The sequence below is a fragment of the Desulfofalx alkaliphila DSM 12257 genome (genome assembly GCF_000711975.1).
Taxonomy (GTDB): domain Bacteria; phylum Bacillota; class Desulfotomaculia; order Desulfotomaculales; family Desulfohalotomaculaceae; genus Desulfofalx; species Desulfofalx alkaliphila.
On the sequence record NZ_JONT01000016.1, the window covers coordinates 1 to 13353 of the forward strand.

General features: G+C 40.3%; 14 protein-coding genes and 1 other annotated feature. Of the genes, 9 read left to right on the plus strand and 5 right to left on the minus strand.

What is annotated here, in order from left to right; genetic code table 11:
* Positions 1-279, minus strand: a 279-nt coding sequence (locus BR02_RS0109520; RefSeq protein WP_031516539.1) for a transposase, incomplete at its 3' end; no start/stop codon positions are given.
* Between the two features lie 289 nt (positions 280-568).
* Here BR02_RS0109520 and thpR point away from each other — a divergent pair.
* The 3 genes from thpR (at position 569) to BR02_RS0109540 (ending at position 3502) form a co-directional block, all read left to right on the plus strand.
* The gene (gene thpR, locus BR02_RS0109525; RefSeq protein ID WP_031516541.1) at positions 569-1102 is read left to right on the plus strand and encodes an RNA 2',3'-cyclic phosphodiesterase; all 534 of its coding nucleotides are present in this window, start codon (positions 569-571) and stop codon (positions 1100-1102) included.
* Between the two features lie 138 nt (positions 1103-1240).
* On the plus strand, positions 1241-1537 hold the full coding sequence (locus BR02_RS0109535; protein WP_031516543.1) for a hypothetical protein: 297 nt from the start codon (positions 1241-1243) through the stop codon (positions 1535-1537).
* A gap of 108 nt (positions 1538-1645) precedes the next feature.
* On the plus strand, positions 1646-3502 hold the full coding sequence (locus BR02_RS0109540) for a heavy metal translocating P-type ATPase (protein ID WP_207641009.1): 1857 nt from the start codon (positions 1646-1648) through the stop codon (positions 3500-3502).
* A gap of 126 nt (positions 3503-3628) precedes the next feature.
* Here BR02_RS0109540 and BR02_RS0109545 read toward each other — a convergent pair whose 3' ends face one another.
* From BR02_RS0109545 to BR02_RS0109555, 3 genes are read right to left on the minus strand one after another with little or no spacing between them, the layout of a single operon-like run.
* Entirely contained in the window at positions 3629-4153 is a 525-nt protein-coding gene (locus BR02_RS0109545; protein WP_114638860.1) for a hypothetical protein, read from the minus strand.
* A gap of 13 nt (positions 4154-4166) precedes the next feature.
* On the minus strand, positions 4167-4457 hold the full coding sequence (locus BR02_RS0109550; RefSeq protein WP_031516550.1) for a hypothetical protein: 291 nt from the start codon (positions 4455-4457) through the stop codon (positions 4167-4169).
* A complete protein-coding gene (locus tag BR02_RS0109555; protein ID WP_274377128.1) occupies positions 4454-4765 on the minus strand; it encodes an ArsR/SmtB family transcription factor in 312 nt (103 codons plus the stop codon). Before BR02_RS0109555 ends, BR02_RS0109550 begins: the two co-directional genes overlap by 4 nt.
* A gap of 256 nt (positions 4766-5021) precedes the next feature.
* On the opposite strand from BR02_RS0109555, the gene BR02_RS0109560 reads away from it, so the two are divergent.
* Positions 5022-5255: a heavy-metal-associated domain-containing protein gene (locus tag BR02_RS0109560; protein ID WP_031516553.1), complete on the plus strand. Its 234-nt coding sequence runs from the start codon at positions 5022-5024 to the stop codon at positions 5253-5255.
* A gap of 126 nt (positions 5256-5381) precedes the next feature.
* Positions 5382-6248: a DUF2935 domain-containing protein gene (locus BR02_RS0109565; RefSeq protein WP_034639151.1), complete on the plus strand. Its 867-nt coding sequence runs from the start codon at positions 5382-5384 to the stop codon at positions 6246-6248.
* Positions 6249-6337: 89 nt separating this feature from the next.
* On the opposite strand, the gene BR02_RS0109570 is transcribed toward BR02_RS0109565, so the two are convergent.
* On the minus strand, positions 6338-7021 hold the full coding sequence (locus BR02_RS0109570; RefSeq protein ID WP_238442448.1) for a Dps family protein: 684 nt from the start codon (positions 7019-7021) through the stop codon (positions 6338-6340).
* A 216-nt stretch (positions 7022-7237) separates the two neighbouring features.
* Positions 7238-7482: a binding site (T-box leader), on the plus strand.
* Between the two features lie 89 nt (positions 7483-7571).
* On the opposite strand from BR02_RS0109570, the gene trpB reads away from it, so the two are divergent.
* The 4 genes from trpB to BR02_RS14830 all read left to right on the plus strand — a co-directional run bounded on the left by trpB (position 7572) and on the right by BR02_RS14830 (position 13316).
* Positions 7572-8753, plus strand: a complete 1182-nt coding sequence (gene trpB / locus BR02_RS0109575) for a tryptophan synthase subunit beta (protein WP_031516559.1) — start codon at positions 7572-7574, stop codon at positions 8751-8753.
* 755 nt (positions 8754-9508) lie between these two features.
* The gene (locus tag BR02_RS0109580; protein WP_031516561.1) at positions 9509-10798 is read left to right on the plus strand and encodes a sulfite exporter TauE/SafE family protein; all 1290 of its coding nucleotides are present in this window, start codon (positions 9509-9511) and stop codon (positions 10796-10798) included.
* A complete protein-coding gene (locus BR02_RS0109585) occupies positions 10798-11493 on the plus strand; it encodes a hypothetical protein (RefSeq protein ID WP_031516563.1) in 696 nt (231 codons plus the stop codon). The genes BR02_RS0109580 and BR02_RS0109585 overlap by 1 nt, the downstream gene beginning before the upstream one ends.
* A gap of 164 nt (positions 11494-11657) precedes the next feature.
* Positions 11658-13316, plus strand: a complete 1659-nt coding sequence (locus BR02_RS14830) for a HAMP domain-containing methyl-accepting chemotaxis protein (protein WP_051688252.1) — start codon at positions 11658-11660, stop codon at positions 13314-13316.
* Positions 13317-13353: the final 37 nt, after the last annotated feature.

The following is a 13353-nucleotide window of genomic DNA, read 5'->3' on the forward strand; positions in this document are numbered from 1 at the left end:
CTTTGCAAAGAATGCCGCTGCTTTTTTTAAGAAGGCAATTTCCTTCTCTTTCTCAGCTAGTTCCCGACGTAATCTTTTATTCTCTTCGAAAGCATCTGTTTGTTCTTGTAGTTGAGGGTTGAATTGGCATTCTTTGCGGTGTTGCTTTAACCAGTATGATATCGTACCTTGGCCAAGGCCATATTCTTCAGTCAGACTCTTTTGTGTGCGCCCTTCTTCGAGATGAAGGCGTATAATCTTTTGTTTTAACTCGGGTTCATAGTATGGTTTTTTAGCCACTTGTCATCGCTCCCTTGATTTAGTATAACAAAATCCTATATCAAGGTGTTACAACTTTAGTTTACCAGGTCAAAGATAAAGAGTTTTATATTTTAGTGATGGAGGAAGTGGGAAGAGTGTTATATAAAGAATTAAGAAACAAATAATTTATTGCATAATATTTTGGCCATTTTCATAATATTGAACTCGTTAAGTGGGTGCTTCATCCTATTTTAGGTATTATTGCTGTTAATAGAGCGGATATTGTAGATATTGACATGGATTCTATGCTTGTGAGGGAGAAATAAGGATGAGATTGTTTATAGCGGTTAATTTTAATGAACAGGTTAAGAGGGATATAAAAAATATAGTGGAAAGAGTTAAGAGATATGCTAAACAGGGGCGATTTGTAAATGAAGAGCATATGCATTTGACATTGGAGTTCCTGGGTGAGATTACTGAGGAAAGAGTGAAGGACATTTTATCTGCAATGAAGCTTGTAAATGCTGCTCCATTTACCCTAGCTTTGTCCGACCTAGGATATTTTAAACGCAGAGAGGGAAATATTTACTGGTTTGGAATTACTGAAAACAAAGATTTAATGGTTATGCAAAGGGAAGTTCACAAACTGCTAAAAGAAAGGGGATTTAATCTAGAAGAAAGGGAATACAGACCCCATATTACCATTGGCAGAAAAGTTAAATTGACAAACACCTTTAATTCAGACGAGCTAAAGGAATCCATTGGCAAGATTCAGATCCGGGTGAATTCAATAGATTTGGTGAAAAGTGAAAGAATTAATGGCAAGTTAATTTATACAACAATTTTTTCAAAAGCTTTGTAAGGAAAAACATGCCTGTTATGGGGCAGGTTTTTTCTTTTTTAGGAAAAATTTTAACATTTCTTGATATAAATCAATTTATTTTAGAAGACTACTTGGTAAAATGAACACAACATAAATGATATGAAAGAAGGGGAAAATATGTCAAAACATTTTAATGATGTAAAGGAACGGCATTTTAACAAATTGGAGCAATATGTACCTGTTGTTGCACGGGTTCATGGGGGCAGTCACCCAGAATTCCATGAGGTGCGGGCCTTATTTGAAGCTATCAGCAAGAAGATCAAGGGGGCAGGGTCAGAAAGGCCTGAGCTAAATGAAGAATTTGCTAAGTTACGTGAAATTACAAATAACTATACTGTTCCGGCTGATGTATGCGAAACCTATGAGGGGGTTTACAAAATGTTGGCCGAATTAGATAAAGCATATCAAGCTTAGTAGAAATAATTCAAAATGATTTGCCCGCGAAGATGAATCCAGAAAGTAGTAATTTAGCAAGTACTTTCTGGATTCATTTTCATAAATCAAAAATACGGAGGTGATAAAATGGTGCAGAGATTTATATTAAGAAGAAGAAGTCAAATAGCATTAATCAGTGGTGTTTTAATTATAATTGCATTTACCGGCAAATTAGCTTTTAAAAATATAGATGTGTTTGTTTGGTCGCTGATTATTGCCTCCATCTTAGGGGTTGCTCCCATTGCAATTCAAGCATATCAAGCATTAAAGGTCAGGGTTGTCAGTATCGATGTTTTAGTTACCATAGCAGTTGTTGGGGCATTTTTAATTAACAACTATGAAGAGGCAGCCATCGTAACCTTCCTATTCTTATTTGGTGCTTATCTGGAACAACGCACATTGAATAAAACACGTTCTGCCATAAAAGAATTAACTGAAATCGCCCCGGAAAGTGCCTTGAAGCAAATGGAAAATGGAGAATTCGAAGAGGTAGAAGTGGATGAGGTTGACATAGGTGATGTTTTACTTGTTAAAACCGGGGCAAAAGTTCCTGTGGACGGTACAGTCTTAACAGGTGAAGGTCATATTAATGAGGCCAGTATTACCGGTGAATCCGTTCCGGTAAGTAAAAAGAAGGGTTCTCAAGTATATGCCGGCACCATTTTAGAAAACGGCACCATTCAAGTAGTTGCAGATCGCGTCGGTGAGGATACTACTTTTGGTAAAATTATAGAATTAGTGGAAGAAGCACAAGATTCAAAGTCAGAGGCTGAGCGCTTCATTGATAGATTTTCTAAGTACTATACTCCGGCTGTTTTAGTTTTTGCTGCTATTGTATGGCTTATTTCCCGGGACCTTGAACTTGCAATTACCATTTTAGTACTAGGCTGTCCGGGGGCATTGGTTATCGGTGTGCCGGTTTCTAACGTTGCCGGAATCGGTAATGGAGCACGAAACGGTGTTCTATTGAAAGGCAGCGAAGTGATTCACGATTTTAGTAAAGTTGACACAGTGGTATTTGACAAAACAGGTACATTAACAATAGGAAATCCTAAGGTGGCCGATACCCAATTTTATACAAATAACCTTGATGAAGTGTTGGGTTACCTTGCAAGTGTTGAAAGTGAATCAGACCATCCATTGGCCAAAGCAGTTGTAGAACATATTGGAGATACGAAATCCTATACCGTTGAAAGCACAGATGTTGTAAAAGGTGGCGGAATTGTTGCTTACGTAAACGGGCATAGGGTAGCAGTCGGTAATGTTGCATTGATGGAAGAAGAAAATGTACATTTAAATGAAAAAGTTCGTGATGATATTGCCCGATTTGAGCAAAAGGGTAACTCACTTGTACTGACAGCGGTTGATGGTGAATTAAAAGTACTAATGGGTATCCGTGATCAAATTCGACCCGGTGTAAAAGAAGATCTTCAAAGGTTAAAGAAATTAGGTGTGAAAAACCTAATAGTCCTCTCAGGAGATAACCAGGGAACAGTTGATTTAGTAGCCCATGAACTTGGAATGACCGAAGCGCACGGGCACATGCTGCCGGAAGATAAATCAGCCTACATTGAGGAGTTACAAGCCAAAGGTCAAATTGTGGCCTTTGTTGGAGATGGAGTAAACGACAGTCCTTCCCTGGCTCTGGCAGACATCGGAATCGCCATGGGAAGTGGTACAGATGTAGCAATTGAAACTTCAGATATTGTCTTGATGAATTCAGACTTCAGTCGCCTGCCACATGCTTTGGGCCTAACAAAGGCAACAGCCAATAATATGCGTCAAAATATTGTTATCGCAGTGGGGGTTGTAATAGTTCTACTGGCCAGTGTGTTCTTAAGTGAGTGGATGAATATGACAATCGGTATGTTAGCACACGAGGCAAGTATCTTAGTTGTAATTTTAAACGGTATGAGACTCCTGGGTTATAAATTAAGAAAGTAGTTTAAGTGGGGAAAATAGCGTCATCTTTATGCCGGCACAAACCAGATGATGGCATTGGTGACGCTTCCCATTTCAAACAGCTTCTTACGCAACAGTAAAATAATAGCAATTAATTGCAGGGTAGAATTAGGGGTGGCTGTTAGAATGGGCTTCAGTCCCCAAACTTTGCCTGTTCTTATGAGCCTTCTTTCTAGGCTTGAAAACTGATACACCAATCATAATCAGCATAATTAATATCTGTAAGGAGATGAATAAAAGAACAAGTCCTCCGTCCGAAAAGCCACCATTAAAGCCGGATGTGTTTACCTTATCTATTATTGAAAATATTTGACCAATAGTTCCGACACCAATACATGGTATGAGCAATAAAATTAAGATCCATTTAGAAAGTACCCAACCGTTCTTAATAAATCCCCAGTTTGTAAAAAATCCGTAGACTAAACCTTGAATTAGTGTAAAAATGGCTACAGGCAAGATTAATTTTTGATATAACATGGGTATTAAAGGGGCAATTACCAGAAAATCAGTTTCATTTAGAGTAAAAAAACTTATCAAGGCCAGTATACCTATAGATGCCGTTGCTCCAAACCATATGCTTGCAGTTATTATATGCAAAATACGCAACCATTTCATACTTTTACCCTTTATCATTTTTTACCTCCTGTTAACCAACCTCGCGCAGCATTTTTTCAATAGCACTGATACGTGCCTTTATATCCGCTATATCATTGGCCATGTTTTCCTGCTTTTCAACCATTTTCTGCTGTGCTGAAATAGATTCTTCAGCCAGCTTGCGATATGCTTCATCGCGGGCGGCTTCAGCTATACCGGCGTTTTTGGCCCTTATGTTTTTGGATATTTGCGAAATGGCTGTCACAGCTATTATGGTTATTAATGTTAGAATAAATAGTACAAATCCCATGCCTCCAATGCCAAAAATAACCTCTTCGTTCATTCTTTATCCTCCTTTTTATTTTCCTTTGAAGTTGTATTGCCGGCCTCTTTGAGAGTAAGTGTTTTTACTGCCCCAGTAATAGTCTCAGGGGTTAGCTTGAGTGCAAAGGGCAGTAATTCAAAATAATTCATTGCCTTGCCGTCTTCTGATAATTCCAGTTTGCTTGTCACCAAACCGGCCTTTTCTAAGCGCTTTAAGTGCATATAGAGCAGTGGGCGACTAATCATAGCCTCCCGGGCAAGTTGACTTACATGGATGCGCCTTCCATTTAACAAGGCCAGAATTCTTAATCGATGTGGGTTTGCCAATGCTTCCAGTATTGAGAGCAGCTCATCTCCAGATGGTAATGTGGGTTTTAAACGATCTTTATCATCTATTGCTTATCCATCCTTTCAAAGATATAAAAGCATAACACCTGTAATAATTTTATTACAGGTGAAATAATATGTCAACTATGATTAGGATATATTATGAGATAAATTTGATGTAAATCAATTTATTTTTAATAGCAATAGAGTAAAATAAGTATTAAGAAAACAAGTGTTTAAAAAAGGAGCGATAATAATGCAAAAAGCCACGATTCAATTGGAAACCTTAACCTGTCCTTCATGCTTACAAAAAATTGACAAGGCAGTAAAGTCCTTAGAAGGTGTGGACAAAGAGAGTGTAAATGTATTATTTAACTCAAGTAAAGTAAAGTTAGACTTTGATAATGAAAAAATATCAATAGAAAAGATTAAAGATGCCATCACTGCCCTAGGGTTTGAAGTAAAAAAATCCCAAGTAAGAGACAAATAAGACCAAACCGATCCCACCATGGGGATCGGTATATTTTTTATCTGAAAAAATAATCCTGGAAAATAATGTAAATAAATTGCAACCTGTTAAATATCCTTCCATATTATGTTAGTAGGGAGGGATATTATGTGTAAAAATGAAAAAGAATTTGCAAATGAGTCTTTGCGCCAAAACTTATTCTGGCTGCGGATTATGGCGGAGCATGCCCTGTTCGTTCGGCTGGGGCTTCCCTGCAATGAAACACAATTGATTAATGAAGCAATAGAATTGGAAGCACAGTTTCGAATGTTACTGAAGACTGCCCGCGAAACTCCGAAGGATGAAAAAGCAGTACGTAGATTAAACAGCATGGTGATTAAGGCTCTGGATAGAATTATTAGCTTCAAAACCAGAGTACTAAAGCGTATCATTACCTGTTCTATCGGTGGTGCAAACTACCCGCTGTTAGTAGATCACATTAGAAGAGAAGCGATCCGTTTTAGGGCTATTCTTATTCGCTTAAATAAAGGAATTAAACTGCCCCTTAATGAAAAGGTACTTCAAGAAGAAATTTTCTGGTTGCGAATTATGGGTGACCACGCAAGATTTATTGCCCACCTGCTTGACCCTTCAGAGAGGGAACTGGTTGGCGTATCCTTCAAGTTTGCCGAACGATTTGAAACATTGCGCCTGCAAGCCAGGGACCTTGAATCAATGCTTGTTCCCGGAGTTTTTGAGGAAGAGCAATTCCCAGTGAAATTTGTAGAGGAACCCTTGCTTACCCATTTTCCTGTTAAACCCGGTGTAATTCCTAGATTAATAAGATTTAATAAGCAGGTGATTAATGCCACCAAAGATATTAGAGATTTTAAGAAGATTGCCCGTGAATTAATTGCAGCCTGTAAGGTTTTAAGTATTATTGACCCGCTCCTTGCAGACCATGTTCTTCGCGAAGCTAATATGGCGTTGGAAGATTTAACGATGATTCAAAATAAGATTGATATAAAATGTTAATGTTATGGAAAACAGACAAGTGTTAATTTATGCCGCTAAAGAAGGGCGGGTTTCACGCCCGCCCCATAACCCCAGCAGTCTTTAGGGGATTACTGAAGCTTATTTTGATTATTAACCATTTCGTCGCCAACCTTGTTGTGTTCCGCGCTAATTAAATGCTCCATACCCCTTACCAGTGTGTCATCTTCAAGAATACTAAATAAATGATAGCCAAGATCTTCTCTGTCTAATAAAACTTCTTCAAGAACCTCTACAGTGCCCCAATCGTTAAGCTCATGGGCCCGCTTAATTTGTTTGCGTAGCATATCCTGTAGCTTTAGCTCATGTTCAAGGTCGTTGCGAATAAAATCCCTCATGGTGTAGCGTCCTTCGACCTCATGCTTAATATACGACAGTTCGTGCTGAGTTACAGGATGGGCGGTGGGAACACCTCCCAGGCGGGCAACGCGCTCACCTATCATATCTATATGTTTGATGGTCTTTTCTATATGTTCTTCTAACAAATGATGCAGGCTAAGAAATGATTCTGCTCCTTCAGTTAGCCAATGATGTTTGTTGTACTGGTGTAATGCAACGGTTAGAGCGCACATATGATCATCAAGCATTAATGCCATTTCATGACGTATTTCATAGGGAAGTCCTATTCCACACCCCTCTATTTTAACCGTTCTGGGCTGTTGTCTTAAAACCATATGGTGGTTGCTTGAATGTCCGGGAGTAGTGGGATTGAAACCGGACTTATCTAGGTTAAACTTGCCTTCAAAATTACTCATATTAATTACTGTTGTTTTGAGTTCATTCGATACAAAATTACTTGTTTCCATAATATATTACCTCCATGCCCTTTAAATTTTTGTTCTTAGTTTTCTTATATAAGGACCGGTTTATTCAAAATATTAGTAAAACTATTTTTAGCTCAGAATACAAAGGAATTGTTGATTTAATGTCAATTATGTGCTAAAATCTGGCTGAGTTAATAAGTCAATACAGCTAAAACGAAGATTGAGAAGAGTAGTCATAAATTGAAAGCTACAGAGAGTCGCTAGTGGCTGAGAATGCGGCGGGGATATTTATGATGAATGGGCTCATGAGTGCGATCCGAAAGTGGTTAGTAGGCATCGCCGGAAATCCTATCCGTTATCAAGGGGACATGTATGATAGTACATGGTTAAAGTTGGGCATGTAAATATGCCAATTTGGGTGGCACCGCAGGAGATAGCCTCTTGTCCCATAGTCTGGGATAAGGGGTTTTTTATATTTTCAGCAGATAACCCTGCTTTAACGAAGTACCAAAACAATTAATTAATAGAGGGGAGTTTAACTATGATTAACAAGAGAGGCTATTTTGGAGAGTTTGGTGGCAGATTTGTTCCGGAACAGTTAGTGGCACCGCTTGATGAGTTGGAAGAAAACTTCTACAAGTATATTCAAGACGAAGAATTTCTAAAGGAGCTGAACTACTATTATAAACAATTTGTTGGACGCAGCAACCCCTTATACTTTGCGAAAAAATTAACAAACCAAGTGGGCGGAGGGAAAATATACCTAAAAAGAGAGGATTTAAATCACACCGGTGCCCACAAGATTAACAATGCCTTGGGCCAGATCTTGCTGGCGAAGAAAATGGGTAAAAAAAGAATTATTGCTGAAACCGGAGCCGGGCAACACGGTGTGGCCACCGCCACGGCATGCGCACTTTTCGGACTTGAATGTGTAATTTATATGGGTGCAGTTGATATAGAACGGCAAGAACTTAACGTTTTCCGCATGGAATTGTTGGGGGCCAAGGTGCATTCAGTAAAAACAGGCACCGCTACTTTAAAGGATGCAGTGGATGAGGCTTTAAAAGATTATGCCTTAAATTATGATAACACCTTTTATTTATTAGGCTCAGCTGTGGGGCCCCACCCCTATCCAACCATGGTGCGTGAGTTCCAAAGCGTCATTGGCCGAGAGGCCAAGGAGCAGATTTTGGAGGCAGAAGGTAGGCTGCCGGACTACTTGGTGGCCTGTGTTGGCGGCGGCAGTAATGCCATTGGCCTATTCCACCCCTTCTATCATGACAGTTCAGTTAAAATGATTGGTGTTGAACCGGCCGGTAAAGGTTTAGACACCGGTGAACATGCTGCCAGCATAACAAAAGGCACCGTAGGTGTTATACACGGTTTTAAATGCTATACTCTGCAGGATGAAAACAACGAGCCCCTGCCGGTGCATTCCATCGCTGCAGGTCTTGACTACCCCGGAGTAGGACCTGAACACAGTTACTATAGTCAAAGTGGCCGGGCGGAATACCACTGTATTACCGATGATGAAGCATTGGCAGCCTTTATGCAGTTATCCAAAACTGAAGGGATAATCCCTGCCATTGAAAGTGCCCATGCGGTGGCCTATGCCATAAAGTTAGCCAAAACACTCGATCCGGACCAAATTATTATTGTAAACCTTTCCGGTCGAGGGGATAAGGATGTGGCCCAGGTGCAAGAAATGCTAAAAAATAAATAATTAAAAAACCTCTGCTGAGAGTTTGGCAGAGGTTTTTTATTAGAAGCCATAATATAACCAACAATTAATTGCTATCCATAATAAAAAATAATTATTGAAATATGTTCAAAAAAGTAATGACAATCACAAAGCCTTGTGCTATATTATTACCAATCAAAATTTGTGAAAATTGACACATACCTTCAATATTGATGGAATGGGGCCCAATAATTTCCACCCCTAATTACTATAAACTATGATATTTGCAGAAAAAACCACCACAGCGGTGTTTCAAGCCAAAATAACAGTATAATTAAAGATTTCTTTACTGACAAAACTATTGTCATTACATTGCCGTGATTGTATAATAGCAATAACTAAATAATTAGTAACTATTTAATAATTGATAACAACATTATAGTCTGTTATTTTTCCTTTGTATAGAGTGCTTGGGCATGACCGGTAGTATGCTTGGGCATGACCAAGCTTTTATAATGTCTACCCATGTGAAATTTTCATCAACCTATTACATAAAGGGGGAATGCTTGGAATTAGTTTAGTAAAGCTATCCCTTGAACAAGAAGAGGTTAAAATTAGAAACTGTAATGATTCCACTAACGATGCCCGATGCTCCATTTGACTATGGTGGTGAGGTGAAAACCTTGACCATATAACTTTCGGCTTTCCGAGAGCTTTATTCTATGGAAAAGGGGGGTTAATGGATAATTTCAAAGCACCTTTTTTGTCAGATTAAAATTTGAAGGGGGGAATTGGTTTTGAGAAAGCTATACAATGCTTTCATGCAAGCCTCCACGGCCCATGCCAGGTGGGACTATGAAACATCAATGACAATTCTGCGGGATAAAAAACGGTTATTCTTGCTATTATTAATGGCGCTGCCCATATTAATTCCAGCTATCGCCCATGCAGCTTCAAACTTGCCAGGGGTTTTAGGTGGAAATGCAGCCTATGCGCCTTCTTTTTATTCACCGCAAGTATTTTATGTATCAATTGCCGTGGGATTAGTTGCCGGTTTGATTACCGGTTGTATTGGTGCAGGCGGAGGATTTATTATTGCACCGGCGTTAATGAGTGTAGGGGTAAAAGGTATTTTGGCTGTAGGTACTGACCTGTTCCATATATTTGCCAAATCCATTATGGGAACCACTATCCACAAAAAGCTAGGTAACGTACACGTTGGCTTAGCCATAGCGTTTTTAGTGGGTTCCGGCCTTGGAGTAACAGTGGGTGGGCAAATAAACCGTGCAGTTTATAACATGAACCCCGTGCTAAGTGACATGGTGATTAGCCTTATTTATGTGCTAATGTTAGGATTTTTAGGAACCTATGCCATGTACGACTTTCTTAAGTCTAACCAAAAGAACAAAGGCTCCGACCAACCCCAGCAAGGGGGAGAAGAGCTAACTGCTTTGGCCAAAGCTGTACAAAGCAAAAAGATACCGCCGATGATTACCTTTGATGAGCACATGGTTCCCGGTGGTAGAAAAATATCTGCGTGGTTTGTGGCATTTTGCGGCTCCATTGTTGGTTTCTTTGCAGCCATGATGGGTGTAGGCGGCGGATTTTTAACCTTCCCCATGTTTGTTTACGGTATGGGGGTAGGAACAGCTACCACTGTGGGTACTGATATTCTGCAAATTATCTTTACCGCCGGTTATGGTGCCATTAGCCAGTATGCCATCTATGGATATATTTTTTATACCTTAGCCATGGGTATGTTAATAGGTTCATTGCTGGGTATTCAGGTGGGCGCCCTTACCACAAAGGTAGTTTCCGGCCACACCATTCGTGGTTTTTATGCCGTTACCATAATAGCAGGTTTTGTTAACCGCCTGTTTGCTCTGCCGTCAAAGCTGGTGACGATGGAGTACATCTCGATGTCTGCATCCACCGCTCAAACAATTAACAGTGTAGGTAACGTTGTTTTCTTTGCCATTGTAGGTTTCTTTGGTTTCTGGGTGTTCAGTAAATTTATTACCAACATTGGAAGACTTAGAGAAGATGCTATAGCGGCCTCCTCCAACGGGAAAGGAGTGAGCCAGTAATGATAGTAAATAAAAAAGAGTTTACCATTGGTATTGCACTGGCAATAAGCTTCTTTGTTATATTTGCTTTTATACTGTCTCCATCCTTTGGCGACGGACGCAATGGCCTAGAGTTTTCTGACGATATGTTTAACTCTATCTCTAAAGGCTCCAGTTATCGCATCCCTGAATTAAAGGAAGATGTTGAATCTAAAGTAGGGCAAACGCTAAGTTCATCATTTGAAGCCGCCAGTGCCGAACAGGCCGAAAAGATTGCTTTGTTGTATAAAGAGGCCGGCGCCCAAGTAACTGTAGACGGTACTGAAGTTAAAATTGACGGGGATTTAGGCAACATAATCAAAGCTACCATCGCTGATTCTGACGACATGTATTTTAATAATGGCACAGTGGTAAGTGACAGATATGGTTATGATGAAAAAGAAGTGATGTACAACTGGTGGTACTCCTTTGAAGGACTGAACGGGTCTTTACAGAAGGAAGGCCAGTTTAGTGTAGCGGCATACATCAATGATGTTAAAATTAAAGCAGTTGAACCGGCCTATAACTACTATGGTATTGAAGCCCAAAATGCGGCTGACCAAAAGCTGCCTTTGGCAGGGATGTTGGTGTTTTATGTAATATACACCATATGGTGGGGATTTGCCATCTTCTACATCTGTGAAGGTGTGGGTGTGCTGATGGTTGATAAAAAATGATAAATTTGTATAAAAAATATAAGTTTGTATAAAAAATTGGGGTGGACCGTTGTCCACCCCAATTTTTGTATAAATATTCACAGAGATATTAACAAAGTTACCCAAACAAGCTATAATGTAATAGTGTGTTATTTTCACCACAAATTTACATTTTATAAGGGGGGATGGTAGCAATTTTTAAGAACATACAAATTAGGACAGTATTAATGACGTCGTTTTTTGCTGTTGCAATGGTGGCTGCAACCATTGGTTTTTTTGGCTACAAAGGCATTAATGATGTATCAGAAAGTATAGTGGAGATTGAAGAGGTGTGTATGCCCAGTATTCAATCGCTGCAGACCATAAGAGAAGCTCTTTCTTCGGTGGTGGTGGGTGAACGGGGCTTATTGATTCATGAGTGGTTTGGTGAACAATACCTGCGAAATACCCAGTACCAACACATAGATGATTCAATAAATCGGGCCAATGAGGCCTGGAATACATATGAACCCCTGCCTAAAACAGAAGAAGAGGAAATGTACTGGGGTATGTTTAAATTAGAATGGAACCGCTGGCAGGGGCGCAGCCAGCAGGTGATAGACCTGGCCAAAGAAATAGACGCATTGATTGCGGAGGGCTATGCAGTGGATGATCCGGCGGTGTTAGAACTAGAAGAGCAGATTATTAGGGCCGCTGAGATGTCACGGATATCTTATTTGGTTGCTGATGGAACACTCCAGGAATTAATTGATATGAATGTGCAGGTGGCTGATGATGCTCGCCTTGCAGCCGATGCCACTGCCAGATCAGCAAGTCAAATGATTATAGGCGCAGTGATAGCTATAGTGGTGTTTGCCGTGGTACTGGCAATTTTTATTGGTCGTACAGTTGAACAACGTTTGACTAAACCTGTGGGCGAATTGGCTGCGGTGGCCGGTGCAGCTTCAAAGGGTGACTTAACGGTAGATGTACAAGTAAAAAGTCAAGATGAAATTGGTAAACTTGCCGAGGCAATTAAAATGATGATCAATCAGATGAGGGAAATGGTAGGACATATTGCTGAAAAGTCTGATGCGGTATTTTCGTCTGCACAACAGTTAAGTGCTACTTCCCAACAAACTGCGGCCAGTGCCAATGAAACGGCATCTACAATGAGTGAAATATCTTCCACCGTTGACCAAGTAAGCACTAACATACAAGAGGTTTCTAACGTTTCAGAGAGCGTAGCCAAACATGCTGATCATGGCGCCCGGGGAATTGATCAGGTTATTAACCAAATAACTAAGATTTCCCATTCCACCCAAGAGGTGGGGCAGTCAATTAACGGTGTGAATGAAAAATCAATAGAAATTAACAAGATAGTGGAATTGATAACCGGCATAGCAGAACAAACCAACCTGTTGGCCCTAAATGCTGCCATAGAAGCGGCCCGGGCAGGGGAACAGGGCAAAGGTTTTGCGGTGGTGGCTGAGGAAGTAAGAAACCTTGCCGAGCAGTCCACCGAGGCGGCCAAGGAAATTGCTGTATTGATTAAAGACATTCAAGAACAGTCTGATGTTGCAGTTGCCACAATGAACCAAAGTGTTGAAGATGTGGAAGAGGGTACCAGGGTTGTGCAAGAACTGGGAACGGACTTTAAAGAAATTATTGGCCAGGTGCAGGGCCTGACAGACCAAGTGCAGCAGGTGGCAGCGGCCACCCAGCAGATGTCTTCCGGGGTGCAAAATGTAGCCGCCACCGCCGAGGAGCAAACTGCTTCAATGGAAGAGGTATCTGCTGCAGCCCAAACCATGTCACATCTGTCAGAGGAATTAAATGAACTTGTGGATAAGTTTAAGGTATAGTAGGAAATGGAAAAAAACAGTTATGGGGCGGACCACA